The sequence below is a fragment of the Collinsella sp. CLA-ER-H9 genome (genome assembly GCF_040092295.1).
Taxonomy (GTDB): Bacteria; Actinomycetota; Coriobacteriia; order Coriobacteriales; family Coriobacteriaceae; genus Collinsella.
In genome coordinates, this window is the sequence record NZ_JBBNLV010000002.1 from 203,525 (window position 1) to 229,830 (window position 26,306).

The following is a 26,306-nucleotide window of genomic DNA, read 5'->3' on the forward strand; positions in this document are numbered from 1 at the left end:
CGTACGTGCTGCTCGGGCGCCTTGGTGTCAGATGCCGCTTTGCGTCTACTGGCCCGTAGAGGGGTCGGGCGTGGGCGTAGGATCGGGGGTAGGCGTCGGCGTGCCACCGTCGCCACCCGTGCCACCGTCGCCACCCGTGCCACCATTGCCACCCGTGCCACCGTCGCCACCTGTCGTACCGCTATCGCCGGTGGTGTTGCCGCCCGGGGTTTCAGTGGTCGTGGTTGTCGTTGTCGTTGTGGTGGTCGTGGTCTCTTCCTCTTCTTTTTCCTCGTCTTTATCCTCTTCGTCTTTCTTTTTGTTGTTTGTGCCGTAGAACTTCCAGACGTTATTGTTCTTGTACGTGGGAGCCGTTCCGGTCTGGAATTCCTCGCGCTCGGTGCCCGCAAGAACGGTGTTCATGAACTTCTTAAAGACGGGCAGGTTGGTGCTGTCGCCCAGCAGGTCCGAACCGTACTTTTGGATGGGAATCTCGCCTGCGGAATAACCGGTCCACAGGGCGCATGTCAGTTGCGGCGTGAAGCCGCAGAACCACAGGTTGGTGGTGTTGTCAGTGGTGCCCGTCTTGCCGGCATAGGGCTGGTTGACGTTCAGCGCGCCGGCGGCACCCGTGCCGCTGCCCTGCATGACGCCGGATAGAACATCGGTAACCGCGGCAGCCTCGCCTTCGGTGAGCACCTGCGTGGGATTGTCGGTGTGCTGGTACAGAACCGAGCCGGTACGCGAGTCGATCTCGGTAATGGCGATGGGCTGACGGTAGTAGCCACCGTTGGCAAACGTTGCGTAGGCAGATGCCATCTCGAGCGGTGAGATGGACCCGGTGCCGAGCGTCATGACGGGAACGTCCTCAATATTGTCCTTGGCGGGATCGATGCCGAGCTTTTTGACGAGCGACATGATCTTGTCATTGCCGATGGCTTCGGCCACCTGAATGTAGCCGGTGTTGGATGAGTATGCCGTTGCCTGCTTGAGCGTGATGTTGCCATAGCTCTGGTTGCCGTAGTTTTGCACCTCGGTCGTGGTGCCCTTGGCCTTGAGCGGCGAGTTGCAGTTGAGGGTGACGTTGGGGTTCATGCCGTTTTGGATGGCAGTTGCCAGCGTAAAGGCCTTAAACGTGGAGCCCACGGGGCGCTTTGCCGTAGCGTGGTTCACGTGATTCTCGTCGGCGTTGTAGTCGTAGCCGCCTACCATGCACTTGATGTAGCCGGTCTTGGGGTCAACGACGACCATGCCCATGTCCAGGCCGTCGAGCGAAAGCGTGTCGAGCTGCGAGCGCACAGCCTCCTCGGCCACCTGCTGCATGGTGGGGTCGATGGTGGTCTTGACGGTCAGACCGCCCTTAAAGAGCACGTCGGTGGAGAACTCCTGCTCAAGCAGCTGCTTAACGTAGGAGACAAAGTAGGGCTGAGAGTACACATCGACGCCACTGCCCGAAATCTCGGTCACGTTAAGCGTGATGGGCTCAGCCTGTGCGGCATCGTGCTCTTCCTGCGTGATGTGGCCCAGACGCAGCATGTTGTCCAGAACCTTATTGCGGCGGGACAGCGCCAAGTCGGGATTAACCGTGGGGTCGTACTGCGAGGGCGAGTTGGGAAGGCCGATGAGCAGCGCGGCCTCGCTCAGGGTGAGGTTGGCGGCGGTCTTGGACAGATAGGTCTCGGCGGCGGCCTCGATGCCATATGCTCCATGGCCGTAGTAGATGGTGTTGAGGTACATCATGAGGATCTCGTCTTTGGAGTACATATCCTCCATCTTGATGGCGATATAGGCCTCGCGCACCTTACGCTCGATGGTCGAGTCGAATTGTTCCTCCTGCAAGATGGTGTTGCGAACCAGCTGCTGGGTGATGGTCGATGCGCCCTCGTGGCCGCCGGTGAGGGTTGCCACCGATGCGCGTGCAATGCCCCAGAGGTCGATGCCGCCATGCTCGTAGAAGCGCTCGTCCTCAACGTCAACGGTGCCCTGCAGCACGTACGGGGACACTTGGTCCTTGGTGATGGACTTGCGGTTTTGCGTATAGAAGCTGGCGATCTTGTTGCCGTTGCAGTCAACAATTTCGGTAGGCTCGCTGACCAGATAGGCGTTGGCGTCGGTGTAGTCGGGCAGGTCGGACAGCCAGCGGTTGACGTTGCCGATCATGCCGATGCCAAATGCTACGCCCGCGATGAGCAAAAAGCCCAAAAGCGAGAGCAGGATGACGGGCAGGGCGTGCGTCTTAGAGCGACCGTGTCCCTGTCGTTGGCGAGGACCCATATATTGACCTCCAAGTATGTCGTGCCAGGCGGCGGGTATGCGTCGGGCAGGATGGACATAAGTTATTACACGATAAACCAATCGGGCCGCGCGAGGCCTCGTGTATGCTGGTTGACGGCAATTAACAGAGTGATTGCATACCTTGGTAAGGAGTTTGCCGATGGCGATTTGGGCGACGGAATCGAGCGAACAATGCGAAAGCGAGTTGGCGGCGGCTGAAGTGGCGCTGCCCGAACTGCTGGCGCCTGCTGGCGGGCTCGACCAGATGCTCGCGGCGATTGCGGCGGGTGCCGATGCCATCTATGCGGGGCTGGACGGATTCAACGCTCGAGTGAGCGCGCATGGCTTTAGCGATGATGAGTTCGCGCGCGGTTGTGCCGTGGCCCATGCCCATGGCGTGCGTGTGTACGTGACGCTCAACGTTTTCGTGTTCGATGATGAGTTTGCCGACGCCGTGGCGTTGGGGGCGCATGCGCGCGCGTTGGGTGCCGATGCGTTGATTGTGGCCGATGCCGGGCTGGCCTGTGCGCTTCGTGCGGCGATTCCGGGGGTCGAGATTCACCTGTCCACTCAGGCGGGCGCTCATAGCGAGGGTGCCGTGCGGTTGGCTGCCAAGGAGTTGGGCGTTGAGCGCGTGACGACTGCGCGCGAGCTGAGCGTTGCAGAGATTGAGACGCTTTGTGCTACTGGCGTGCCCATCGAGGTGTTCTGCCACGGCGCTATTTGCATTGGATACTCGGGTGCGTGCGGGTTCTCTGCCCTTCGACGTGGCCGCTCTGCGATGCGCGGTGATTGCACGCAACCGTGCCGTCTATCCTATGACCTGGTGGACGAGGCGGGGCAGAGTGTTGTCGCTGTCGAAGGGGATCGCCTGCTTTGTCCGCGTGACTATCTGGGCATCGCGCATCTGCCCGAGCTTGTTGCCGCCGGCGTGGCATCGCTCAAGATCGAGGGCCGCATGAAGAATCCCGACTACGTCTTTAACGTGGTGAGGGTGTGGCGTCGGGCGCTCAATATGCTGCGCGACGGCACATGGGATGCCGATGCGGTGCCGGCGCTTGAGCGCGAGCTGGGAAGGTCGTTCAACCGCGGCTTTACCGATGCGTATCTGCGGGGTCGTTCGGGCGCCGAGCTCATGAGCTTTGAGCGCGCGATCAACCAGGGCGTGCGCGTGGGCCACTTGGTGGCGGTGGGTCACGAAGAGGTGACGGTTGAGCTTGATGCCGCCGTGGCGGCGGGCGATACGCTCGAGATCCGATTTTACCCGGGTGCCGACGCGCGTCCCGATGTGCCCAAGCGCTGGCCACAGGTGCCTTGCCCCGTGGACGCCGCTGCGGGAGAGCGCATCGTCGTGCATTGCAAACGCAAGGTGGACGCGGGCTGCGAGGTCTATCTGATTCGCAGTGCCGGCGTGCTGGGGCAGACGGCAACGGTGTTGGAGCGCATGCGGGTCGAGGCAGATGCGGTCGCGCCTGTTGAGCAGTCCGTTGGGGTACTGCCGTTTGAGGGCGTTCTGGCAGATGGCGGTGTACCGACGGAGTTGGCGGGACCGGCGGAGCCGGCAAAGCATGAGGCTTTTGCTCGAATGGTCTTTGCCTGGGAGCTGATGGATTTGGATCCGCGCGATGAGCGGGATCTGTCCGATGCGACGGTGGTGCTCGACGAAGTGTGCCGCGCAGGCGATATCGAGCGGACTCGGGCGCTTATGCAGCGTGCCGGGCGTGTGGTTTGCCGCAACCTGGGGCAGGTGGCGATGGCCCGCGAGCTGGGCACGGCGTTTGACGTGGCGGCGCCGGTGTTCTGTGCCAATCGGGCCACGCTTGCCTGGCTGCGCGGGCTTGGCGCGGGGTGGGTATACTTGCCTGCCGAGCTGCTCAGCAATGATAGGGAGCGTATTGCCGAGCTGGCTGCTGAACCCGGCGTCTTGGGTCCGGTCGACGCCGACCGTCCCGAGCTCATGGTGTGCGAGCACTGCCTGCTGACCGCCGAGGGCGTCTGTGCCACCGATGCGACGGGGCAGGTCCGTTGCCGCGACTGCTTGCGTCGTCGGCAGGTGCGATATCTGGTCGAGCGTGACGGTACGCGTCTGCCAGTTGCCATCGACGCATGCGGCAGGACGAGGATTTTCCTGTCGTAGATGCTGCGTCGCGTCAGTTTGTTATCATAAGAGAGTTTATGGACTTCCAGCACCGCCGTTTTCGGCGAGGGTGCTATAGCAAAAGGAGGATACCCAATGCTGTCTGTTGACGAGCAAATGCGTATCATCACCTCGGGCGCCGCGCAGATCGTTCCCGAGGCCGACCTTCGCAAGAAGCTTGAGAAGGGCGAGCCCCTCAACATCAAGCTCGGCGTCGACCCCACCAGCCCCGATCTGCACTTGGGCCACGCCGTGCCGCTGCGCAAGATGCGTCAGTTCCAGGACCTGGGCCACAACGTCACCCTCATCATCGGCAACGGTACCGCGTTGATTGGCGACCCTTCGGGCAAGAATTCCACCCGTCCGCAGCTTTCGCAGGAGCAGATCGAGGCCAATGCCGAGACCTATGTGAGCCAGGCCATGAAGATCCTGGATCCCGAGAAGACCACCATCGTGCACAACGGTGACTGGATCTTGTCGATGGATCTGGCCGGTCTGCTGCAGGTGTGCTCCAAGTTCACCGTCGCCCGTATTCTCGAGCGCGACGACTTTACCAAGCGCTACCAGTCTCAGACGCCGATCGCCCTGCATGAGTTCCTGTATCCCGTGATGCAGGCTTTCGACTCCGTGCAGATCAAGGCCGACGTGGAGATGGGCGGCACCGACCAGCTCTTCAACCTGCTTGCCGGCCGTGAGCTCATGGAGAAGATGGGCATGGAGCCACAGATCGCGCTCACCATGCCGCTGCTCGAGGGCACCGATGGCGTCCGTAAGATGTCCAAGTCCTACGGTAACTACATCGGCCTGACCGACGCGCCCAAGGATATGTTCGGCAAGACCATGTCCATCCCCGACGAGATGATCGGCAAGTACTACCGCCTGGCGAGCTCGCTCACCCCGGCCGAGGTCGACAAGATCGACGCTGCCCTGGCCGACGGCTCCGCCGATCCCTATGAGCTCAAGCGCGCTCTGGGCCGCGACCTGTGCGACACCTACCACGGCGCCGGTGCAGGCGACGAGGCTCAGGCCGAGTTCGACCGCGTGTTCAAGGAGGGCCAGCTCGCCGACTTCCCCGAGAAGCACATTGAGCTGACTGTTAACGACGAGGGCCAGATCTACCTCGCCGGCCTGCTCAAGGACCTGGGCCTTTCGGCCAGCGCCGGCCAGGCCCGTCGCGACATCGACGGCGGCGGCGTCAAGATCAACGGCAAGGCCGTGGCTCCCAAGAGCTACAACATCGACCCCAGCGCCCTCAAGCTGGGCGACACCCTCTCCGTGGGCAAGCGCAAGGGCTTTAAGTTGGTCTAGCAAGTAGGTCAACCTAACATGTGCAATAGGGCCGCAGCCGGGATTCCCGACTGCGGCCTTTTTAGATGATCCCTTGGGGACGGAGGAAAACGGATCACCGAGGGGGTCGGTTTGGCCCGGTGATCCGTTTTCCTCCGTCCCCAAGGGATCATTTGGCAGTGCCGTTAAGCGGAAGGGGTGTTATCGGCGGCCTCCTTTTGGGCATACAATGGCTATTGGTTTGCTGCGGTGAAGGCATGTCCGCTCCGCAGCTTTTTTCTACGGTTAAAGGAGTATGTATGTCCGTTGAGGTCATGAGGTCTGTGATCGAGGCCGCCGAGGGTCGCGTGCCCGTTGACACGCTGTTTGCCAACGCACAGATTGTCGATGTGTACGGTCAGCGCGTGGCGCCCGGTAGCGTTGCCGTCAAGGATGGCGTGATCGTCGGTGTGCTCTACGATGGTCGCGACGATGCCGCCGGCACCTACGAGGCGACCGAGGTCATCGATTGCCAGGGCCGCTATCTTGCCCCCGGTTTTATTGACGGACACTTGCATATCGAGTCTTCGAACATCCGCCCTGCCGAGTATGCGCGCATGGCGGCGACGCGCGGTACCACCACCGCTATTGCCGACAGCCACGAGATCGCTAATGTTTCTGGCTTGGACGGCCTGCGCTTTATGATCGAGGACGGTCGTCGCGCTCCTATTTCCATCAAGTACATGATGCCTTCGTGCGTGCCCGCGCTGCCCGACGAGCAGGCCGGTGCCGTCATCACCGCTGCTGATATGCAGGCGTTTTTTGCCGAGCATCCGGGCGATGTCTTTGGTCTGGGCGAAATGATGAACCTGCCGGGCGTCTTTATGGCCGATCCCGAGACCTGCGCTCGTATCGACGCTGCCAACCAGACGCCGTCCAAACAGGTTGACGGTCACGCCCCGCTCGTTGCCGGCAAGGACCTCAACGCCTATGCCGCAGCAGGTATTATCGCTGACCATGAGTCGACGATTCCCGAGGAGGCGCTCGACAAGCTGTCTCGCGGCATGTACGTGATGCTGCGCGAGGGTACGTGCAGCCATGACCTGGCCAACCTGTCGCCGATGCTGCTGGAAAACCCCGCCCGTGCCCGCCGCTGCTGCTTTGCGACCGACGACCGCGCCCCTTCCGACGCGCTTTCGACCGGCATGATCGACAATGCCTGCCGCGTGGCTATCGAGGCCGGCATCGACCCGGTGGTCGCCATCTCCATGGCGTCCCTCTCCACGGCCGAGGCGTTTGGCCTGGATCACGGCTGCCGCGACCCGCACGAGCTCCGCGGCGCCATCGCCCCGGGCAAGCGTGCCGACCTGCTGGTGCTCAATGACCTGACGTTTGCCACGGCTCCGCATCGCGTATATGCCGCCGGTGCCCTGGTGGCGCAGGACGGTACCTTTGTGGGCGAGATTGCAGCCGAGATGGCCGAGGTTGCGGCCCTTGCCGACGAGCTGCGCGCCTCCGTTAAGCTGCCGAAGCTTTCGCTCGACGTGTTCGACTATGCCTTTAAGCCGGGCGAGGCCGTGATCGACGTGGTGCCGGGTAAGGCCATCACGGGTATGGTTCGCCCCGAGAGTGCCGAGGGCCTGCGCCGCATTATGCTGATCGAGCGCCATGGCCGCGGCGTGTCGCTGCAGGCCGAGGGCGCCGACGGTGATGGTCCTGCGGGCCTGGGTCTTGTCGGCAAGCATATCGGTCGCGGCTGGGTGCGTGGCTTCACCATCACAGGCGGTGCCATCGCCTCGACGATCGGTCACGACTCGCACAACGTATGCGTGGTGGGCGACAATGCCGCCGATATGATGGCTGCCGTCGAGGCCGTGGGCCAGGGCGGTCACGTACTGGTGCGCAACGGCGAGGTCGTGGCGCGCATCCCGCTGGCGCTCGGCGGCCTGATGAGCGAAGGCACGGCCGAGGATGTCGCCGCGCAGCACGACGACTTTATGGTCAAGGCGCGCGCCATGGGCATCGAGCCGCCGCTCGACCCCATCATGGGCATCATCTTCCTGCCCCTGCCGGTTATCCCGACGCTCCGCATCCGCCCCGAGGGCATGTTCGACGTCACAACCTTCACCTACGCCGACTAGTCATCGGGGACGTTCTTAAACGTCTAGTCGCCTGCGACACTCTTTGACGTGTTGCCTGGCGCTGCGACCGTGGGACCTCTGACGCGCGTGAGCTATTTGCTAGGTCCTTGTAACGTTTGCGCCCGCGGAGTCTTACCTGAGCTCCCTTTGGGTACGTTGGAATTGGATACACGTTCGATTCCAACAAGCCCGAAGGGAGCTTTTCCATGTTTAAACTGATTGCATCCGATATGGACGGCACGTTGCTTGACGAAAACAGCCAGGTGCCTCCCGAGACCTACGAACTGATTCTGGCGCTACACGAGCATGGCGTGCATTTTGCCGCATCGTCAGGTCGCCGCTACGATCGCCTGTGCGAGTTCTTTGCGCCCGTTCGCGACAAGATGGACTTTGTCGCCGCTAACGGTGCCCAAGTCTACGCCGACGGCAAAATGGTAGACCGTGAGGTGTATTCGCACCTGGCGATTCGAAAGCTCGCCCAAGCAGTCGCGACGTTTCCCAATCTGCATCTTGCGCTCTTTGACCGAACCAAGTCCTTCCTGCTCGATGACGAGTGCAAGTTCGTGCGTGAGGTCGATAAGGACCTTCCCAATGCCGAGCGTATTTGGGAGCTGCCCGATCCCAGCGTAAATATCATCAAGGCGAGTATCTTTTGCGATGACGGTGTCGTTATGGACAGCGCCTACGTGCTACAGCGCGAACTTGGTCAGCTCTTTACTTTTGCGCCTTCGGGCAACGCGTGGATCGATGCTATGCAGCCCGGTGTGTCGAAGGCCTCGGGCATCGCGCAGCTCGCGGAACACTACGGCATTGGACGCGACGAGGTCATGGCGTTTGGCGACTCGATGAACGACTACGAGATCATTCGCTTTGTCGGCACGGGCTGCGCGATGGAAAACGCGCGCCCCGCGCTCAAAGCGGTTGCCGATCGCGTCGTAGGCTGCAACCGCGACCACGCCGTTCAGCAGGAGCTCCGTCGCGTGCTGGAGAGTCTCGCCTAATTCGGCAGATGGAGACGTTCCTTTTCTGTCGGCAGCCGGGGACAGTCTTTGCGGCGCCCCGCGAGGAGTGTCCCCAACGACTACTTAGCTACCCTGCCGGGTTGATGCTGCTAGGCGAGGGCGGCCATGATGGTGCGGGCGACGCCGTCGTGGTCGTTGTCGTATTCGGTGATGGCGTCGGCGGCCTCGCGGTCTTCGGGTTCGCCGTTGATCATGGCCATGCCGTGGCCCGCTGTCTGCAGCATGGGGATGTCGTTGATGTTGTCGCCGAACGCCCAAGCGTCGGCGAGACGCTCGCCCAGGTGCTCGCATAGCCACGTGAGGGCCGTTCCCTTGGTGGCGCCCTCGCCCATGACCTCGATATTCATGGCGTACGAACGCGTGACCTCAATGCCTCCGAGCGTGTCGAGCTCCGCCGCGATGGCGTCGCGATCGGCCGGGTCGTGCCAGTACATGGCGATGCGTTCGAGCGTCTCGACCTCGTCGATCTTGCTGTCGATATCCATGTCGATCGGTGTTCGTGTGCGCTTGAGCGAAGCCGCGATGTGGGGGTCGCCGCCGCAGAACTCATCCAGACGCGCGTAGAGCGAGCGGGGGAGGAAGCACTGCCCATCCGCGAAGATATCGAAGGTCACATCGTGGCCGGCGGCGATGCGGTGGATGCGATGGGCAATGCCGCAATCGAGCGGTCGGCTCAAGATGCGCGTTGCGCGCGAGGTATCGGTGGACACATCGTCGTCGAGCTGCCAGACGCTGGCGCCATTGGCACAGACGGCATAGTGTACGGCGGGATGGGCGAGGATGGGCTCAAAGATGCCCGACAGCGGACGTCCCGTGCACGGTACAAACTCAATGCCGCGACGTGCGAGCTCGTCGAGCATCGCCCAGGTGGCGTCGCTCATCTGCTTGTCACTCGTCAACAGCGTTCCATCCATATCGGAAAAAACAATCATTCGATGCAGCCCTTTCTGCTGGCATAAAAAGCGTGGCCGAGGGCGGTGATGCCCTGACCACGCTCGAGTTCTATAACGGTCTGCGTCCTAGCGGTCGGCGAGCGGCTTGTACTCCAGCGGCTCGATCACCGGACGATAGGCCGGGCGAATAATACGGTGCGCGCAGAAGAGCTCTTCCATGCGGTGTGCCGACCAGCCGGCCATGCGGGCGACGGCGAATAGCGGCGTAAAAAGCGTCTCGGGTACGCCGAGCATCTTGTAGATAAAGCCTGTGTACAGGTCGATGTTGGCGCAGATAGGCTTGGTCATGCCGTGGTCGCGCATCACCTGCGGTGCCAGGCGCTCGATGCGCTCGATGAGCGCGAATTCCTCGCCCAGATCTTTCTTGGCAGCGAGCGAACGTGCGTAGTGGCGGCAGACCTCGGCGCGCGGGTCGCTCAGGGTGTAGACGGCGTGGCCCATACCGTAGATGAGACCCGTGCCGTCGAAGGCCTGCTTGTCGAGAATCTTGCCCAGGTAGGCTGCGACCTCGTCCTCGTCCTCCCAATTGGAGACATGTGCACGGATGTCCTCGTGCATGGACACGACCTTGGCGTTGGCGCCGCCGTGGCGCGGGCCCTTGAGCGAGCCGATGGCCGCGGCGTAGGCGGAATACGGATCGGTGGCCGAGGAGGACAGTACGCGGCAGGCAAACGTGGAGTTGTTGCCGCCGCCGTGCTCGGCATGCAGCATGAGCATCACGTCGAGCAGCATGGCTTCGTCGCGGGTGAATGCCATGCCGCCGCGCAACACCTGCAGGATGGTCTCGGCGGTGGAGAGACCGGGCGTGGGATGCGGTACATGAACCTCGGAGCCGCGGCGCTTGGCGACCGAGGCCATATGCGCGAAGGCGGCGATGCGGGGGAGACGGGCGAGCATGGAGATGGCGACATCGATTTCGTGCTCGGGTGTAATGGCGTCGGGCTCGGCGTCGAAGGCGTAGAGCAGCAGCACGGCGCGCTGAAGCACATTCATGATGCTCGACGACACCGTGGTCATGGGGAACTCGCGGACGTATTCGTCGCTCAGGTGCCTAAAAGCACCCAGACGTCCGCAAAAACCGTCAAGCTCTTCCTTGGTGGGCAGAGAGCCCGTAATGAGCAGATAGGCGACCTCTTCGTAGCCGTAGCGGTTCTCGGCCTGGGCGTTGTTGACCAGATCCTCGATGCTGTAGCCACGAAGCGTGAGTTTGCCCTGATCGGGCACGACCTTACCGTCGACCTTGTTGTAGCCGTGCACATCCGAGATGCGAGTGAGGCCCGCGACCACGCCCGAGCCGTCGGCATTGCGCAGGCCGCGCTTGACATTGTGCTCAACAAATAGGCCCTCGTCATAAGGGTCAGTCGGCAGGCCATAGTAGAGATTTTCGCTTTCGGGCGAAATCTGGCGGCTCGCTTCGTAATCCAAGACCAGGCGGCTCAGGTGGTCGTCGAAGCGGTAATAGATTTTCTTGGCGTCGTAGGCCATGCGCGCTCCTCTCCGGGCCGCATCGGGGTGACTTGCATGGGCATGCGCGCGTCAGGCTATCCCCAGCGGCTTGCTCGCTACAGGCGGTACATAAAGTTGAAGACGTCCTCGCGCTGGATGGACACGTTGACGCCCGAAAGCTCGCCGGCCTCGGCCAGCGCCTTCTGCAGCTCGGCGAAGTCGAGCTTGGACTCGGCGGTATCGGCCAGCATGGTCATGGTGAAGATGTCCTCGATAATGGACTGCGTGATGTCGCGGATGTCGACGTTGGCCTCGCCTAGGACACGGGTGACGCCGGCGACGATGCCGGGGCGGTTCTTGCCAAGGACGGTGATGACGATACGGGAGGACGAGATCTCGGCCATGGGAAACCCTTTCGCGTGATTGCGGCGCGCGCGGGGCGCTCCGCTACGGTACAGTGTTCATCATTGTACCTGTCTGGCGCAAAAAAGGGCACCTTTGCTGCGGCGTTACACGTCTGCAACATGGGAGAAGGGGCAAAGGCGCCCGTTTGCCGCGATTCGTCGTGTCGTCTGCCGTGCCTTGGGCGCGATGCACAACGCAAAGACCGTGAACCTTTTGTGGGACGCGCGGTGCCGTGGTATCATAGCCGAGTTTGTTGTCTTGGTCGGAAACCAAGACGCCTTATGCGCTGATCGGTAACCAGCGCCTGACTAATAAGGAGTCCTACCATGAAGCAGGGTATCCATCCCCAGTATGTCGAGTGCACGGTGACGTGCTCCTGCGGCAACACCTTCAAGACGCACGCTACCGTGTCCGAGATGAAGGTCGAGCTTTGCAACGAGTGCCACCCGTTCTACACCGGCCAGCAGAAGTTCGTCGACACCGGTGGACGCGTCCAGCGCTTCGCCGACAAGTTCGGTGGCGCCGCTGCCGCCCAGCTCAAGAAGGCTGAGGAGGCCAAGGCTGCCAAGGCCGCCAAGGCTGCTGAGGCCGAGGCCGCTCGCAAGGCCGCCGCTGAGGCTAAGGCTGCCGAGAAGGCTAAGCGTGCCGCTAAGTTTGCCGAGGAGGCTGCCAAGCAGGCCGCCGAGGCTCCCGCAGAGGCTCCCGTCGAGGAGGTCGCTGCCGAGGCCGAGACCGCCGAGGCTGCTGAGTAAATAGCTCGCCGCGGAAACACTCGCATTCATGGCATAAGGGTCGCGCATCCGTTTGGGTGCGCGGCCCTTTTCTTTTTATTGGTGCAAGCTAACCCGTTCCCATTGCACCAGGTTGGTGCGAATGGGACAGGTTGATTTGCACCAAATGGCAGAGAGGCAGCGTTTTCCCAGATAAAAGCTGCCAAAATAAACCAGTCCCTTTTTGGCAGGCTGTCGTAGTTATTACGTGGTCGAGCGTGTCGACCGCATAGGCGGCGCCTTGTTTGGCTAAAGTACAAATATCTGTGTTTAACTCGTCCAAGGTTTCATGCCGCGGGCGATGGCCAAAAAGGAAAACCACATGGGATTCATGTCAAAGCTGCTGTCCTTTGGATCCGATAAGGACCTGAAGCGCTACTACAAGATCGTCGACAAGATCAACGGTCTTGAGCCCCAGTTTGAGAAGATGACCGAGGAGGAGCTCCGCGCCCAGACCGATAAGTTTCGTGAGCGCTACGCCAACGGCGAGTCGCTCGACGACATGCTCCCCGAGGCCTTTGCTACCGTGCGCGAAGCTTCCAAGCGCACCATGGGCATGCGTCACTTTGATGTACAGCTCATCGGCGCCATGGCGCTGCACGAGGGCCACATCGCCGAGATGAAGACCGGCGAAGGCAAGACCCTCGTCTCCACGCTGGCCGGCTATCTCAACGCTATCGCCGGTAAGGGCGTGCACGTCGTCACCGTCAACGACTACCTGGCCAAGCGCGACTCCGAGTGGATGGGTCGCATCTACAAGTATCTGGGCATGACCGTCGGTCTGCTGCAGAACAACATGCCGCTCGAGCTGAAGCGCCCAGCCTACCAGGCCGACGTCACGTACGGCACCAACTCCGAGTTCGGTTTCGATTATCTGCGCGACAACATGGTTACCCGCCCCGAGCAGCGTGTTCAGCGCGGCCACAGCTACGCCATCGTCGACGAGGTCGACTCCATCCTGATCGACGAGGCCAGAACGCCGCTCATCATCTCGGGCGCCGGCACCAAGTCCGCCAGCACTTACAAGGACTTCGCGCGCGCCGTGCGCGGCCTTGAGCGCGGTGAGGACGTCTCGCACGACATGCTCACCGCCACCGAGGACGTGGAGCCCACGGGCGACTTCGTCATGGACGAGGCCAAGCACACCATCGCCGCCACCGAGCGCGGTCTTAAGAAGATTGAGCGCCGCCTGGGTATCGATGACATCTATGCCGATCTCTCCGGCCAGCTGGTCAACCACCTGCAGCAGGCGCTGAAGGCCCAGTACATGTTCCACCGCGACAAGCAGTACGTGGTCACCAACGGCGAGGTCAAGATCGTCGACGAGTTCACCGGTCGTATCATGGAGGGTCGCCGCTATTCCGAGGGCCTGCACCAGGCCATCGAGGCCAAAGAGGGCGTGCTCGTGCGCGAGGAGAACCAGACCCTTGCCACCATCACCCTGCAGAACTACTTCCGCCTGTATGATAAGCTCTCCGGCATGACCGGTACGGCGCTCACCGAGGACGCCGAGTTCCGCGAGATCTACAAGCTGCCCGTCGAGGTCATTCCCCCCAACAAGCCCGTGCAGCGTGTTGACCACGAGGACCTGGTCTACCGCACCATCCAGGCCAAGTACAACGCCGTTGCCGACGACGTTGAGCGTCGTCACGCCAAGGGCCAGCCGGTCCTGGTGGGCACCGTCTCCATCGAGAGCTCCGAGAAACTGTCCGCCGCCCTCACTAAGCGCGGTATCGCGCACGAGGTCCTCAACGCCAAGCACCACGAGCGCGAGGCCCATATCGTGGCCCAGGCTGGTCGCTATGGCGCCGTGACCATCGCTACCAACATGGCCGGCCGTGGTACAGACATCTTGCTGGGCGGCAACCCCGACGAGCTGGTGCGCGAGCGCCTGGAGCACGAGGGCCTGACCATGGAGGACGTGACGCCCGAGCAGCTCGAGCAGTTTAACGCCGAGGCCAAGGAGACCTGCAAGGCCGAGCGCGAGCGCGTGCTTGCCGCCGGCGGCCTGACCGTTATCGGCACCGAGCGCCATGAGTCCCGCCGTATCGACAACCAGCTGCGTGGCCGTTCCGGTCGTCAGGGCGATCCGGGCGAGACCCAGTTCTACCTGTCACTCGAGGATGACCTCATGCGCCTGTTCGGCGGCGACAGGATGGACCGCGTCTCCAAGATGATGGTTACGGCCGACATGGGCGACGACATGCCCATCCAGCACAAGATCATTTCCAAGGCCGTCGAGAATGCCCAGCACAAGGTCGAGAGCATCAACTTCTCCATGCGTAAGAGCGTTCTTGAGTACGACGACGTCATGAACAAGCAGCGCCAGGTCATCTACGCCGAGCGCAACAAGATTCTGGACGGCAAGGACCTGACCGACCACATCACCGAGGTCATGCACGATACCGTGTACCGCTGTGTGCAGGAGTTCTGCACCAAGGACAGCCACGAGGGCGAGCGCGATCTTGAGGGTCTGCGCAAATGGGTCGTCGAGCTGACCGGGCATATCGATACCCCTCAGTTCCCCGACGAGGACTTTGAGGCCCTGGCCGCCGATGTCTTGGCTTATGTTGAGAAGTGCTACAACATGAAGGCCGAGCGCCTGGGCGAGGACCTGATGCGCGAGCTCAATACCCAGGTCATGCTGCGCGTAATCGATACGCGTTGGATGAACTACCTGCAGGAGATGGACTACCTCAAGACCGGTATCGGCCTGCGCGGCTTTGGCCAGCGCGACCCGCTGGTTGAGTACAAGACCGAGGCCTACGGCGCGTTCCAGATACTCGTCGATACCATGTACGAGGATTACCTGCGCACTGTTCTGCGCATTGAGCTCAAAGCTGCCCCGCAGGCTGTGGAGCACAAGGAGGACCCCGCCCTTAAGGGTGCGCGCTTCTCTGGTCCCGCCGAGGTCGATGGCGACAACAGCGATTCGGTACTGCGCAAGCAGGCTCAGGTGCAGGCCCGCACCGCCGTCCAGGGTGGTCCGGCTGCCGTTAACAACGGTGGCAAGGTGACGACCTATCGCAAGTCCGAGAGCGATGACCCCTATGTCAACGTGGGCCGCAACGACCTGTGCCCTTGCGGTAGCGGTAAGAAGTTTAAGTACTGCCACGGCAGGAATCGTTAATGGCCGAGACTCTAGAGGTAACTCCCGCCGAGTTGGACGCGTTTGCGGACCGACTCGGCGAGGTCGAGTCGTATCTCCATTTGGACGAGAAGCGCGCCCGCGTGGCGGAGCTCGAGGCCAAAAGCGTCGCCCCGGGCTTTTGGGACGATGCCGATGCCGCTCGCGCCACGATGGAGGAGATTGCACGCGCCAAGGAGGACATCGCCGCCGTGGATACGGCGCGCGGTGAGCTTTCCGATGCTCGCGCCGCGCTGGAGCTTGCCGAGGAAATGGGCGATGACCCCGATGCTGCCGCGCTGCGTGAGGAGGCTGCCGCCACGGCGGAGCGGCTTTCCCGCGCCATCGACGAGCTTGAGCTTGCGAGCTGGTTTACCGGCGAGTTCGATCACGGCGACGCAATTGTGACCATCAAGCCCGGGCAGGGTGGCTTGGAGGCCCAGGATTGGACCTTCATGCTCTTTAAGATGTACATGAAGTACTGCCAGCGCCGCGGTTGGAAGGTCACCATCAACGATTGCCCCGCGGCCGAGGTTATCGGCATCGATCGCGCGACCTTTACCGTCGAAGGCAAGGATGCCTTTGGCATGCTTCGTGCCGAGGCCGGTGTTCACCGCCTGGTGCGCATTAGCCCCACCGACGACAAGAAGCGCCGCCAGACTACGTTTGCCGGCGTCGAGGTCATTCCGGTGCTGCCCGACGATATCGATATCGAGATTAGCCCCGATGACATTCGCGTCGACGTGTACCATGCAAGCGGCCCGGGCGGCCAGGGTGTCAACACCACCGACTCCGCCGTGCGCGTAACGCATTTCCCCAGCGGTATCGTGGTCACGTGTCAAAACGAGCGCAGCCAGATTCAAAACAAGGCCGCGTGCATGCAGATCCTCAAGGCGCGCCTGTACGAGATTGAGCTCGAAAAGCGCGCCGAGGCCCTGGATGAGATTCGCGGGCCCAAGACCACAATTGGTTTTGGCAACCAAATCCGCAGCTACGTGCTCTACCCGTACCAGATGGTTAAGGACCTGCGCACGGGCGTGGAGACCAGCAACGTCGAGGCCGTTCTTGACGACGGCGATCTGGATCCATTTGTGATTGGCTATCACCGTTGGGCTACCGGCAACGCTGACGCGGAGGCCCCGTCTGCATAAACCGCTCAGTTTATGTGGAAATGGATTAAAACCCTCCGAGCAGGGTGGTTTTGTATCCAGAACATACCCTGCACAGGGGTGGTTTTTGTTTGGCGAATCGGTAGAATCGAATACATGAAGAAGTTCAAAGCGCATCCGATGGGGTGCGCTTTTTTGAAGGAGGCAGCATGGCATATCGTCTGGACATCAAGCGCATTCTTTCGATGAACTTCTTTCACGATCTACCCCAGATCATGTTGGGGTGTGCCTTGGCCGCCATCGCGACCGACCTGTTTTTGATTCCCAACGGTCTTGCAGCCGGTGGCGTTACGGGCCTTGCGACGATTATCCAGGCAGTCGGCGCAGCGCGAGGCGTGTCGCTTCCTGTCGGTATCCAGACCATCGTGATGAATGCCTTGCTGCTGCTGATCGTTATGCGCGAGGGCGGCATGTTCTATGTAGTGCAGACGGCGACGGGCTTTGTGCTGCTGGGCTTCTTTACCGATCTGTTTGCCCCGTTTGTAGCGCCTCTGGCACATGCAGACCTGATGCTTCCCGCTATGTGGGGCGGCATTATCACGGGCATCGGTTACGGCATGGTGTTGCGCGCCGGCGCCAACACCGGCGGCTCGGACACGATTGGCCAAATCATCTCGCGTAACACCTCGCTGCCGGTGGGCTCGACCGTCATGGCGATCGACGTTGCCGTGTGCGCGCTCTCGGCCCCGGTATTCTCGGTCGAAAACGCGCTGTATGCAGGCCTTTCGATGGTCATTAGCGGTTATGTGATCGATGCTGTGGTCGATGGCGGCAATAAGCGCCGTATGGTACTTATCATCTCGGAGAATTTTCCCGATATCGCGGCCGACATCATGTATGGTCTGGGACGCGGCTGCACCAAATTAAAGGCGACTGGTATGTATTCGGGCGTCGAGAAGCCGGTGATCATGGTGATCGTTAGCCGTCGAGAGCTCAACACCCTCAAAACGATCGTGCGTGAGCGCGATCCTCGCGCCATTGTGACGGTCGCCGACGTTACGGAAGCCTTCGGTGAGGGATTCAAGGATATTAACGCGTAGGGCCGACTACGTTCCATCCAAAAGACGTTCACATTGGTAAACCGTTTCATCAGCGATTCTGCCTGCTCAATTGTTCAAATAATGATAAATACTCTGGTAAAGCCATCGGTTTCCAGCATAATGAATGACGTACGTGCATTGCGGCTGTGTTGGGATTACCTTCGGTGCCGTGCGCATCTTGTCTTAAGAGGATGAAAGGAAGGCACAATGAGCGACGAAGAGCTCAAAAAGGTTGCCAACGAGGTAAGGAAGGGCATCGTCACCGGCGTGCACGCTGCCAAGTCTGGCCATCCGGGCGGTTCGCTCGGCGCTGCCGACATCATGACCTATTTGTACTTTGAGGAAATGAACGTCGACCCGGCCGATCCCCGCAAGGCCGATCGCGACCGCTTTGTGCTTTCCAAGGGCCATTGCGCTCCGGGCTTGTACGCCGTGCTCGCCGAGCGCGGGTTCTTCCCCAAGGAGGATCTCGAGACGCTGCGCCACATCGGCAGCCACCTGCAGGGTCACCCCAACATGAACGACACCCCGGGCGTCGACATGTCCACTGGCTCGCTCGGCCAGGGCATTTCCGCCGCCGTGGGCATGGCCGTTGCCGCTAAGCACTGGGGCGATACTTACCGCACGTACGCCCTGCTGGGCGATGGTGAGAGCGAGGAAGGCCAGGTCTGGGAGGCCGCCATGTTTGCCGGCAACCAGCAGCTCGACAACCTCTGCGTGATCGTCGACCACAACGGTCTGCAGATCGATGGCCCCGTCGAGGAGGTCAACGACCCCATGCCGCTCGCCGACAAGTTCCGCGCCTTTAAGTTCCATGTGGTGGAGCTCGCCGACGGCAACGACTTCGATCAGATTCGCGCCGCTTTTGCCGAGGCTCGCGCCACCAAGGGTCAGCCGACCGCCATTATCGCCGAGACCACAAAGGGCAAGGGCGTCTCCTTTATGGAGAACCAGGTTGGTTGGCACGGCAAGGCCCCCAACGATGAACAGTTTGAGCAGGCCATGGCAGAGCTCACGGCCGCCGGAGAGGAGCTCTAGGATGGCAGACGTCAAGAAAATCGCCACGCGCGTAAGCTACGGCGAGGCCCTCGTCGAGCTCGCCAACGAGCACGATGACTTTGTGGTCCTCGACGCCGACCTGGCCGCCGCCACGCAGACCGGCAAGTTTAAGGCCGCCTGTCCCGATCGTTTCTTCGATGTGGGCATCGCCGAGAGCAACCTGATGGGTGTTGCCGCCGGTATCGCAACCACCGGCCGCGTTGCCTTCGCGAGCACCTTTGCCATGTTTGCCGCCGGCCGCGCCTTTGAGCAGGTCCGCAATTCCATCGGTTACCCGCACCTCAACGTCAAGATCGGTGCCACACACGCCGGTATCTCGGTGGGCGAGGATGGCGCCACGCACCAGTGCTGCGAGGATATCGCCCTTATGCGCGTTATCCCCGGCATGACCGTGATCGTTCCCGCTGACGACGTAGAAGCCCGCGCCGTGACGCGCGCCGCCTACGAGTGCGACGGCCCTGTGTACATGCGCTTTGCCCGTCTGGCCTCGCCGGTCATTAATGACCCCGAGACCTACAAGTTTGAACTGGGCAAGGGCATCATCATGCGCGAGGGCGCCGACGTTACCATCATTGCCTGCGGCCTGATGGTCGGCGAGGCCCTCGAGGCTGCCGAGCAGCTTGCTGCCGAGGGTATCGACGCCGAGGTCATCAACATGCACACCATTAAGCCCATCGACGCTGACCTGATCGTCAAGAGCGCCACCAAGACCGGTCGCGTCGTGACCGTCGAGGAGCACTCCGTGATCGGCGGCCTGGGCAGCGCCGTTGCCGATGTCCTGTGCGAGCAGTGCCCGACGCCGCTCAAGAAGATCGGCGTCAACGACACGTTCGGCGAGTCCGGTCCGGGTGCCGAGCTCCTGCACAGGTACGGCCTGGACGCCGCCAACATCGTGGCGACCACCAAGGAGTTCCTGGCATAAGGCAAGGCGGATCTCAAGGACTGCTTCGCCAGTACTATGGAAACCCGGCAGGGGCGCTCTCTTGGAGAGCGCCCCTGTTTCTGTTGCGGTGAAATAAGGACTGTTTTGCCAGCCTAAAGGCTCAATTAATCTGTATTTCACCGCAACTTTCGAAGGCGTTCCCGCTTGTGCTGGCTCCGTCGCGACGATTGATTGCGGCTTGGCACAGTGCGGCGACATCGGGGGCATCGCTGCCTCGGTATGTCATGGCGAGCAAAGCGGCATCATAGATTTCGTCATTGGTCACATCGGCGGCATCAATGGGGCAGAAGGTGAGAATCGAATCCTGTTCTGCAAGCTCGGCCAGATCGATCGTTTCGCTCATGGCAAAGGCGTCATCGAGGACGAGCGTGGCACTCGTGCATGGAATTTGATAGATGGTGCCGTCCGCAGCGATAGGGGAACCTGCTGCCTCAAGCGTGTATACACCTTGCGTGAGATTGATGCCAGAGCCATCGGAGGCGACGAACTCAATCCTGTCGACCGTTATTCCGTCGATGGTCTTGCCCGTAATGTGTATCGGAACGCGCGATGCTCCGTTATCGGTGTCCCAGCCCGCAGCCGCGACATCCAGCACGATGGCGTGCTCCGAATGGGCAGATACAAAGTGCGACAATATCTGTCGCAGATGAAGACCCATATAGCTGCCACCGACAATGCCAATTACTAGCATGCAGGCAAGGATGGCCGCAACGTGGTTCCGAGGCTTTACCCGAAGCTCAGAATCAGCAGAGATGCTATTGACGACAGCCCCGCACACCGTGCAGTACCTCACGCCATCGCGCAACTCAGCTCCACAATAAGGACAATTCATACCAGCCCCCACAACCATAGACGTTCCTATCGAGGCCACTGTAAATCGACAATCCAAATCCAAGTTGCGCAACAATCAAATCAAGCCCACATCAAGAAAAAGCCTCCTTTGGGATAAGGGTCCATCCCAGTCAAGTACAATTCAGCCCTCAAACATAGCGCTGCTGCACTCAAGTAAAACGCGGCGACCCCTTAGTTACCGCAGGCCGGGCGCAGGGTTACCTCCCAAATCTTTCCGCAGGACGGAGGAGCTCACGCCGCACGTAGTGCGCAGCGGGAGCTCCGACATGTCCGAGGACGATTTGGGAGGTAACCCTGCGCCCGGCCGGTGAGGCCAAACCCCGCCATGCTTCTTATGTGCAGCAAAGCTAATGCTGCTAAAATACAAAGCGCTCATGTAGTTTAAACGCACGACGATAAGGAGCACCAGTGGGTAACCACTTCCGTACCTCCGGTGCGGGCGATGACGCCCCCAAGACGCAGCCAGGCGCCGCGGGCACTCGTTTCGCCACCCCGGATTCAGAGGATCAGCTGTTTAGCCCGATCCCCGCACAGCCGGCAGATCAGGCACAGCCGGCATCAGATCCCTTTGCCTACAATCCCACCAATGATGTCGAGCTTTCCGAGGCCGCGGGTTTTGAGCCCGTGCAGAAGGTGACCGCTCGCGTGGATCAGCCCCAGGCGGACGCTGTTGCGCCGCAGCCTGTCATGGCCGGTATTCCCGACCCCTTGGCTCCTGCGACTCCGGCGCCACAGCCTGCGCAGTCCGGTCTTTTTGCCGGTATTCCCGATCCTACGCAGCCCGCGGCTCCCGTAGTCGAGAGCGATCAGGCCGCCGAGGTCGCAAGCCTCGACAATGCGCTCAACAACCCCGACTTTACGTCGGTGTTTGCGCCCATCGATCCGCAGGCCAGCCGCAAGAAGATGGCCAAGCAGGCCGGTGTCGAGCCCGTCATCCTCATGGAGCATGTCACCAAGATCTACCCGGCACAGCCCAACAAGCCCGCGCTCGACGACATCAACATCGAGATCTATCCTGGCGAGTTTGTCTTCTTGGTCGGTCACTCCGGCTCGGGTAAGACCACGCTGCTGTCGACGCTCAACCGCGACGTCAAGCCGACGAGCGGCCGCATTTTGGTCGCTGGCCAGGACCTCATGAAGATCAAGAACCGCAAGGTTCCGTTCTTGCGTCGCCAGATCGGTGCCGTGTTCCAGGACTTTAAGCTCCTGCCGCAGAAGACCGCCTACGAAAACGTGGCGTTTGCCCTGCAGTGCATCGGCAAGCCCAAGGGCGTCATTCGCAGCCAGGTGCCCGAGGTGCTTCGCCTGGTCGGTCTGGCCGATCAGATGGACTCTCTGCCCGATCAGCTGTCCGGTGGCGAGCAGCAGCGTGTCGCCGTTGCCCGCGCTATGGTCAACCGTCCGCCGCTGCTTATCTGCGACGAGCCCACGGGCAACCTCGACCCCGCGATTTCGCTGGGCATTATGAAGCTGCTCGAGCGCATTAACCGTACCGGCACCACCGTGATCGTTGCCACGCACGACCGCGAGATGGTCGATAGCATGCACCGTCGCGTGATCGCCCTCGAGGGCGGCCACGTAATCCGCGACCAGGAGAGGGGAGGTTACGGCAACTATGGCACCAACTAACGTGGGCTATTCGCTCAAAGAGGCTATCAGCCACTTCTTCCGTAACTGGACCACCTCGCTCGGCGCCGTCATCACGATCTTCCTTTCGCTGTTTATCATCGGCCTGTTCATTATGGGTTCCGCGATGCTGAACTCCGTGATCGGTACCGTCGAGGATCAGGTTGTCATCAATGCCTTTATTAGCGATGACGCCGATCAGGCAGACGTCCAGGCCTTTGAGGCCGAGCTCAAGACGTGGAGCAACGTCAAGTCCGTGACCTATAAGGATAAGGACGCCGCGCTGGCCGAGTACACGAGCAAGATGTCGGGCAACGCCGACGCCACCATGAGCGCGCTCGACGGCCAGAACCCGCTGCCGGCCTCGTTCGCGATTGAGATGGACGACCCGTCTCAGGTCGAGAGCACGGCCAAGAAGCTCAAGAAGAACGCCGACTTCCAAAAGATCGCGGACGACGGCGACGTCAACGCGAGCGTGCTGTATGGCCAGGAGGAAGTGAGCCGCCTGTTCCAGGTGACCAACTACATCCGTATCGCCGCCGTGGTGCTCGTCGGCCTGCTGACCTTTATCGCGTTCATCTTTATCAACAACACGATTCGCCTGTCCATCACGGCGCGTCGTCGCGAGATTGCGATTATGCGCCTGGTGGGCGCCAGCAACGGCTTCATTCGCGGGCCGTTCATTACCGAGGGCGTGCTTCAGGCCATTCTGGGCTCGCTGCTTTCCATCGGTGTTTTGGAGTTGCTGCGCAACCTGCTGGTTCCGCGCCTGCAGGAGAGTGTCGGCTGGATGTCGTTTACGCTGCCGATGCAGTACTATCTGGTGACCTACGCCGCACTGATTCTTGTCGGCGTGCTCATCGGCCTCTTTGGCTCTGCCATCGCCATGCGCCGTTACCTGCGCGTGTAGGCATGCTTGGAATTCGTTCCTTCCAACGGGTCGTTCCTTTTGGGACGGCCCGTTTTTTGATCCCTTGGGGACGGAGGAAAACGGATCACTTAGGGGGTCGGTCGATTCGAGTGATTCGCAATCCTGCCGTCCCCTAGGGATCATTTGGGTAGACTCTTGGGGTGTAAACGGCTATCGATAGTAAGGAGGCGCCATGGGGCGCAATAACAAGCATAAGCGTGGAGCTCGCAATAAGCGTGGGCCGGTGCGCAGCGAGCGTCGTCCGAGCCTGACTGGCCGCGTGCAGCTCCATGAGCACAGTGCCTATGTCATAACCGAGAACGGCGACTACAAGGTCATGGGCCGCGGCAAGCGCGAGATCATGGATGGCGATACCGTTGCCGTGAGCATTAAGAACAGCCCGCATGGTGAACGTCGCGCCGTGATTGAAGGCGTCGTCGAACGTGCCGCCATCAGCGTGGTGGGTACGTATCAGATGGCCGGCCCGCTTGGCGTGATCGAGCCGCTCGATTCGCGCCTGAAGGCTGACTTCTTTATTTTGCCCGAGGACACTTCGGCGGAGCGCCTGGGCGTGCGCCCTGGCGATGTCGTCGTCGCGCGCATATTGACCTACCCGACGCGCTTGGAGTCGGGAACGGTGACTCTTGAGCGCCGCATCGGCGGTGACGATGCGCCCGATCTGGGCGTCCAATACGTTATGGCACGCTATGGCTATACCGACAGCTATCCCGAGGCGGCGCTGGCAGAGGCAGAGGCGCTTTCGCTCGATGTGACTGCAGCGCTTAAAGACCCGCTTCGTCGTGACCTGCGCGATCGCTTTGTCATCACCATCGACCCGGTTGATGCGCGCGACTTTGACGATGCCATCTCGCTCGAGCGCACGCCCGAGGGTGGCTATAAGCTGGGCGTACATATTGCCGATGTTTCGCATTATGTTGCCTGGGATGGGCATATCGACCTGGAGGCCCGCCACCGCACGACGTCGGTCTACCTTGCCGACCGTGTACTCCCCATGCTGCCCGAGCGCCTGTCTAATGACCTGTGTTCCCTGCGCCCCGATGAGGATCGCCTGGCGTTTACCGTCGATATCGAGCTCGACGCGCAGGGCCGTGTGCGCCATTACGATCCCTATCCCAGTGTGATTCGTTCGCGTGTGCGTATGGACTATGACGGCGCCGAGGCGCTGCTGGTGCGTGCCGGCGCTGTTGAGTATTCCGTGTTGGAGGGCGCTGCGGAAGATGTCGCTGCGGCCGAAGCCTCGCGCGAGAAAGCGCTTGAGCGCGGGCTTGCGTGCGAGGACACTGCTCGTAGCTGTAACGTCGACCTGGCCGATTTCCTGGTCGCCGCAAACGAACTCGCAGAGCTTCGGCGTCGCATACGTCGCGCACGCGGTTCGGTCGACTTTGATACGGCCGAGATTCGCGCGCTGCTGGACGAGGACGGCGTGCCCGTACGGATTGTGGCACGCGAGCGTTCCTGCGCAACCTCGCTTATCGAGGAGGCAATGCTGCTGGCTAACGAGTGCGTTGCCGAGTGGCTGGCCGACCGCGATATCGAGGCATGCTATCGCGTGCACGATGACCCCAGCCCCGACAGCCTACATGGTGCTGCTGTGGCGCTGGCGCAGCTCGGTATCATCGATGATCGCCGCGCGGCGGGCATTGCTCTGGGAAATCCCGACGAGTTACAGGCGACGGTTGATGCCGCTGCCGGCACGGCTAACGCGCCGCTCGTCAACACGCTTCTTTTGCGCAGCATGCAGCGTGCGTTGTACAAGCCGCGCAACGAGGGTCACTTTGCGCTCGCCGCGCCGTGCTACTGCCACTTTACAAGCCCCATTCGCCGTTATCCCGATCTGGTGGTGCATCGCGTGCTCAAGCTGCAGCTGGCATACGAGCAGCTGGGCGGAAAAGACGCCTTAGTGCGTACGCCGAGGTTGATCGGAAAAGGCAGAGAGTCGCTTCCGCGCATCCTGCCGCAAATCTGCCGCGCGTGCAGCGACGCCGAGCGTGCGGCCGACGCTGCCAGCCATGCGACGCAAAAAATCAAGATTGCGCAGTACTACGAGGACCGCCTGGGCGAGCGCTATGCCGGAACGGTCTCGTGGGTCAGCAACATGGGATTATTCGTGCGTCTCGATTTGACGCAGGTTGAGGGGCTGGTTTCCATTAAGAGCCTGGGTAACGAGTGGTTTGAGTTTGACGAGGACGCGCTCACGTTGACGGGTGCCGACACGGGGCGTCGTTTTGAGTTGGGACAGCGCGTGATTATCGAGGTCTCGCGCGTCAACACTACTCGCGGACATTTGGACTTTAAGCTCATTCATTAACCGGCACGCAGTGAGTATCGGCAAAGCAAAGGGGGCGGTCTTTCGGGGCCGCCCTCTTTGCGTGTCTCTTAATTGCCCTGCCATGAGCTCGGCCGCTTCTTCATATGCTTTTGGGAGATAGGACCTACCAAAACAAACCTGTCCCTTTTTGGCGGGTTTACGAGAAAGCGGGGATGTTGTGGCAACGGTATATGGGTATGCGCGGGTGAGCTCGCGCGATCAAAATTTGAATCGCCAGTTGGATGCGCTGAGCGCCTATGGCGTGGAGCCGGCGAATGTCTTTGCCGACCGTGCGAGCGGTAAGGACTTTGATCGCCCGCAGTATCGGGAATTGCTTCATGCCTTGGCTTCCGGCGACGTGTTGGTGGTGCTTTCCATCGATCGGCTGGGTCGAAACTACAGCGAGATACTCGAGGAATGGCGTCGTATAACCAAGGAACTTGGTGCGGCCATCGTTGTGCTGGACATGCCGTTGCTCGATACGCGTGCGAGAGATTGCGGCGGATCGGATGTGACCAGCACGCTGATCGCCGATATCGTTTTGCAGTTGTTGAGTTACGTGGCGCAGGTGGAACGAGAGAACATCCACCGTCGTCAGGCGGAGGGAATCGCGGCGGCGCGGGCGCGCGGCGTGCGTTTTGGTCGACCCCGCAAGCCGTGCCCTCCGCAATTTGAACGAGTGCGCGATATCTATGAGGCGGGCAATATTACCCGGAGTCAGGCGGCAAAGCGTTTAGGTGTGTGCGTGGGGACCTTCGATCGCTGGATGCGCGAGACGGAGTAGGGACACCGCAGCCATCTGGCGCCTTGTTTTGAACATTTGGGATTCCGCTATGGCGACGGTGACATTTGGGGGTA

Annotated in this window: 19 protein-coding genes; 14 read left to right on the forward strand and 5 right to left on the reverse strand. The window is 61.2% G+C overall.

Going from position 1 to position 26,306, the window contains the following annotated elements; translation table 11 throughout:
• Positions 1-45: 45 nt before the first annotated feature.
• Positions 46-2,253, reverse strand: coding sequence for a PBP1A family penicillin-binding protein (locus AAAX73_RS02705; RefSeq protein ID WP_118079438.1), 2,208 nt, complete (start codon positions 2,251-2,253; stop codon positions 46-48).
• A gap of 160 nt (positions 2,254-2,413) precedes the next feature.
• Here AAAX73_RS02705 and AAAX73_RS02710 point away from each other — a divergent pair, with 160 nt between their 5' ends.
• The 4 genes from AAAX73_RS02710 to AAAX73_RS02725 all read left to right on the forward strand — a co-directional run bounded on the left by AAAX73_RS02710 (position 2,414) and on the right by AAAX73_RS02725 (position 8,798).
• A complete protein-coding gene (locus AAAX73_RS02710; protein ID WP_118079440.1) occupies positions 2,414-4,390 on the forward strand; it encodes a U32 family peptidase in 1,977 nt (658 codons plus the stop codon).
• A gap of 96 nt (positions 4,391-4,486) precedes the next feature.
• On the forward strand, positions 4,487-5,698 hold the full coding sequence (gene tyrS / locus AAAX73_RS02715; RefSeq protein WP_118079442.1) for a tyrosine--tRNA ligase: 1,212 nt from the start codon (positions 4,487-4,489) through the stop codon (positions 5,696-5,698).
• Positions 5,699-5,976: 278 nt separating this feature from the next.
• Positions 5,977-7,797, forward strand: a complete 1,821-nt coding sequence (locus tag AAAX73_RS02720; RefSeq protein ID WP_349124934.1) for an adenine deaminase C-terminal domain-containing protein — start codon at positions 5,977-5,979, stop codon at positions 7,795-7,797.
• A 206-nt stretch (positions 7,798-8,003) separates the two neighbouring features.
• Positions 8,004-8,798 carry a Cof-type HAD-IIB family hydrolase gene (locus AAAX73_RS02725; protein ID WP_346963640.1) on the forward strand — a complete coding sequence of 265 codons (795 nt, stop codon included), beginning with the start codon at positions 8,004-8,006 and terminating at the stop codon, positions 8,796-8,798.
• A 110-nt stretch (positions 8,799-8,908) separates the two neighbouring features.
• On the opposite strand, the gene AAAX73_RS02730 is transcribed toward AAAX73_RS02725, so the two are convergent.
• From AAAX73_RS02730 to AAAX73_RS02740, 3 genes are all read right to left on the reverse strand, one after another.
• The gene (locus tag AAAX73_RS02730; protein ID WP_118079448.1) at positions 8,909-9,751 is read right to left on the reverse strand and encodes a Cof-type HAD-IIB family hydrolase; all 843 of its coding nucleotides are present in this window, start codon (positions 9,749-9,751) and stop codon (positions 8,909-8,911) included.
• Positions 9,752-9,838: 87 nt separating this feature from the next.
• Positions 9,839-11,257, reverse strand: coding sequence for a citrate synthase (locus tag AAAX73_RS02735; RefSeq protein WP_118079450.1), 1,419 nt, complete (start codon positions 11,255-11,257; stop codon positions 9,839-9,841).
• Between the two features lie 77 nt (positions 11,258-11,334).
• A complete protein-coding gene (locus AAAX73_RS02740) occupies positions 11,335-11,622 on the reverse strand; it encodes an ACT domain-containing protein (protein ID WP_006235289.1) in 288 nt (95 codons plus the stop codon).
• A gap of 327 nt (positions 11,623-11,949) precedes the next feature.
• Between AAAX73_RS02740 and rpmE the strand changes: the two genes are divergently transcribed.
• The 6 genes from rpmE to AAAX73_RS02770 all read left to right on the forward strand — a co-directional run bounded on the left by rpmE (position 11,950) and on the right by AAAX73_RS02770 (position 19,710).
• On the forward strand, positions 11,950-12,375 hold the full coding sequence (rpmE, locus tag AAAX73_RS02745; RefSeq protein WP_118079452.1) for a 50S ribosomal protein L31: 426 nt from the start codon (positions 11,950-11,952) through the stop codon (positions 12,373-12,375).
• Positions 12,376-12,715: 340 nt separating this feature from the next.
• Positions 12,716-15,523, forward strand: coding sequence for a preprotein translocase subunit SecA (secA, locus tag AAAX73_RS02750; protein ID WP_118079454.1), 2,808 nt, complete (start codon positions 12,716-12,718; stop codon positions 15,521-15,523).
• A complete protein-coding gene (prfB, locus tag AAAX73_RS02755; RefSeq protein ID WP_118079456.1) occupies positions 15,523-16,671 on the forward strand; it encodes a peptide chain release factor 2 in 1,149 nt (382 codons plus the stop codon). The genes secA and prfB overlap by 1 nt, the downstream gene beginning before the upstream one ends.
• 167 nt (positions 16,672-16,838) lie before the next feature.
• The gene (locus AAAX73_RS02760; RefSeq protein ID WP_118079458.1) at positions 16,839-17,729 is read left to right on the forward strand and encodes a YitT family protein; all 891 of its coding nucleotides are present in this window, start codon (positions 16,839-16,841) and stop codon (positions 17,727-17,729) included.
• Between the two features lie 207 nt (positions 17,730-17,936).
• Positions 17,937-18,767 (forward strand): transketolase, encoded by an 831-nt coding sequence (locus AAAX73_RS02765; protein WP_118079460.1) that lies wholly within the window; start codon positions 17,937-17,939, stop codon positions 18,765-18,767.
• Between the two features lies 1 nt (position 18,768).
• Positions 18,769-19,710, forward strand: a complete 942-nt coding sequence (locus AAAX73_RS02770) for a transketolase family protein (protein WP_118079463.1) — start codon at positions 18,769-18,771, stop codon at positions 19,708-19,710.
• A gap of 121 nt (positions 19,711-19,831) precedes the next feature.
• Here AAAX73_RS02770 and AAAX73_RS02775 read toward each other — a convergent pair whose 3' ends face one another.
• Positions 19,832-20,389, reverse strand: coding sequence for a hypothetical protein (locus tag AAAX73_RS02775; RefSeq protein WP_349124935.1), 558 nt, complete (start codon positions 20,387-20,389; stop codon positions 19,832-19,834).
• A gap of 602 nt (positions 20,390-20,991) precedes the next feature.
• On the opposite strand from AAAX73_RS02775, the gene ftsE reads away from it, so the two are divergent.
• The 4 genes from ftsE (at position 20,992) to AAAX73_RS02795 (ending at position 26,232) form a co-directional block, all read left to right on the forward strand.
• Positions 20,992-22,212: a cell division ATP-binding protein FtsE gene (gene ftsE, locus AAAX73_RS02780; protein ID WP_118079467.1), complete on the forward strand. Its 1,221-nt coding sequence runs from the start codon at positions 20,992-20,994 to the stop codon at positions 22,210-22,212.
• Positions 22,199-23,119: a permease-like cell division protein FtsX gene (gene ftsX / locus AAAX73_RS02785; protein ID WP_118079469.1), complete on the forward strand. Its 921-nt coding sequence runs from the start codon at positions 22,199-22,201 to the stop codon at positions 23,117-23,119. The genes ftsE and ftsX overlap by 14 nt, the downstream gene beginning before the upstream one ends.
• Before the next feature lie 193 nt (positions 23,120-23,312).
• Positions 23,313-25,448 (forward strand): RNB domain-containing ribonuclease, encoded by a 2,136-nt coding sequence (locus AAAX73_RS02790; RefSeq protein ID WP_349124936.1) that lies wholly within the window; start codon positions 23,313-23,315, stop codon positions 25,446-25,448.
• A 178-nt stretch (positions 25,449-25,626) separates the two neighbouring features.
• Positions 25,627-26,232, forward strand: coding sequence for a recombinase family protein (locus tag AAAX73_RS02795; RefSeq protein WP_271748299.1), 606 nt, complete (start codon positions 25,627-25,629; stop codon positions 26,230-26,232).
• Positions 26,233-26,306 lie beyond the last annotated feature (74 nt).

Coding starts and splice junctions, on each gene's coding strand:
- AAAX73_RS02775 (WP_349124935.1), bottom strand. CDS start 20,389: ATGGGTCTTCATCTGCGACAGATATTGTCGCACTTTGTATCTGCCCAT.
- rpmE (WP_118079452.1), top strand. CDS start 11,950: ATGAAGCAGGGTATCCATCCCCAGTATGTCGAGTGCACGGTGACGTGC.
- AAAX73_RS02735 (WP_118079450.1), bottom strand. CDS start 11,257: ATGGCCTACGACGCCAAGAAAATCTATTACCGCTTCGACGACCACCTG.
- AAAX73_RS02740 (WP_006235289.1), bottom strand. CDS start 11,622: ATGGCCGAGATCTCGTCCTCCCGTATCGTCATCACCGTCCTTGGCAAG.
- AAAX73_RS02725 (WP_346963640.1), top strand. CDS start 8,004: ATGTTTAAACTGATTGCATCCGATATGGACGGCACGTTGCTTGACGAA.
- secA (WP_118079454.1), top strand. CDS start 12,716: ATGGGATTCATGTCAAAGCTGCTGTCCTTTGGATCCGATAAGGACCTG.
- tyrS (WP_118079442.1), top strand. CDS start 4,487: ATGCTGTCTGTTGACGAGCAAATGCGTATCATCACCTCGGGCGCCGCG.
- ftsX (WP_118079469.1), top strand. CDS start 22,199: ATGGCACCAACTAACGTGGGCTATTCGCTCAAAGAGGCTATCAGCCAC.
- AAAX73_RS02765 (WP_118079460.1), top strand. CDS start 17,937: ATGAGCGACGAAGAGCTCAAAAAGGTTGCCAACGAGGTAAGGAAGGGC.
- prfB (WP_118079456.1), top strand. CDS start 15,523: ATGGCCGAGACTCTAGAGGTAACTCCCGCCGAGTTGGACGCGTTTGCG.
- AAAX73_RS02730 (WP_118079448.1), bottom strand. CDS start 9,751: ATGATTGTTTTTTCCGATATGGATGGAACGCTGTTGACGAGTGACAAG.
- AAAX73_RS02790 (WP_349124936.1), top strand. CDS start 23,313: ATGGGGCGCAATAACAAGCATAAGCGTGGAGCTCGCAATAAGCGTGGG.
- AAAX73_RS02705 (WP_118079438.1), bottom strand. CDS start 2,253: ATGGGTCCTCGCCAACGACAGGGACACGGTCGCTCTAAGACGCACGCC.
- AAAX73_RS02710 (WP_118079440.1), top strand. CDS start 2,414: ATGGCGATTTGGGCGACGGAATCGAGCGAACAATGCGAAAGCGAGTTG.
- AAAX73_RS02720 (WP_349124934.1), top strand. CDS start 5,977: ATGTCCGTTGAGGTCATGAGGTCTGTGATCGAGGCCGCCGAGGGTCGC.
- AAAX73_RS02760 (WP_118079458.1), top strand. CDS start 16,839: ATGGCATATCGTCTGGACATCAAGCGCATTCTTTCGATGAACTTCTTT.
- AAAX73_RS02770 (WP_118079463.1), top strand. CDS start 18,769: ATGGCAGACGTCAAGAAAATCGCCACGCGCGTAAGCTACGGCGAGGCC.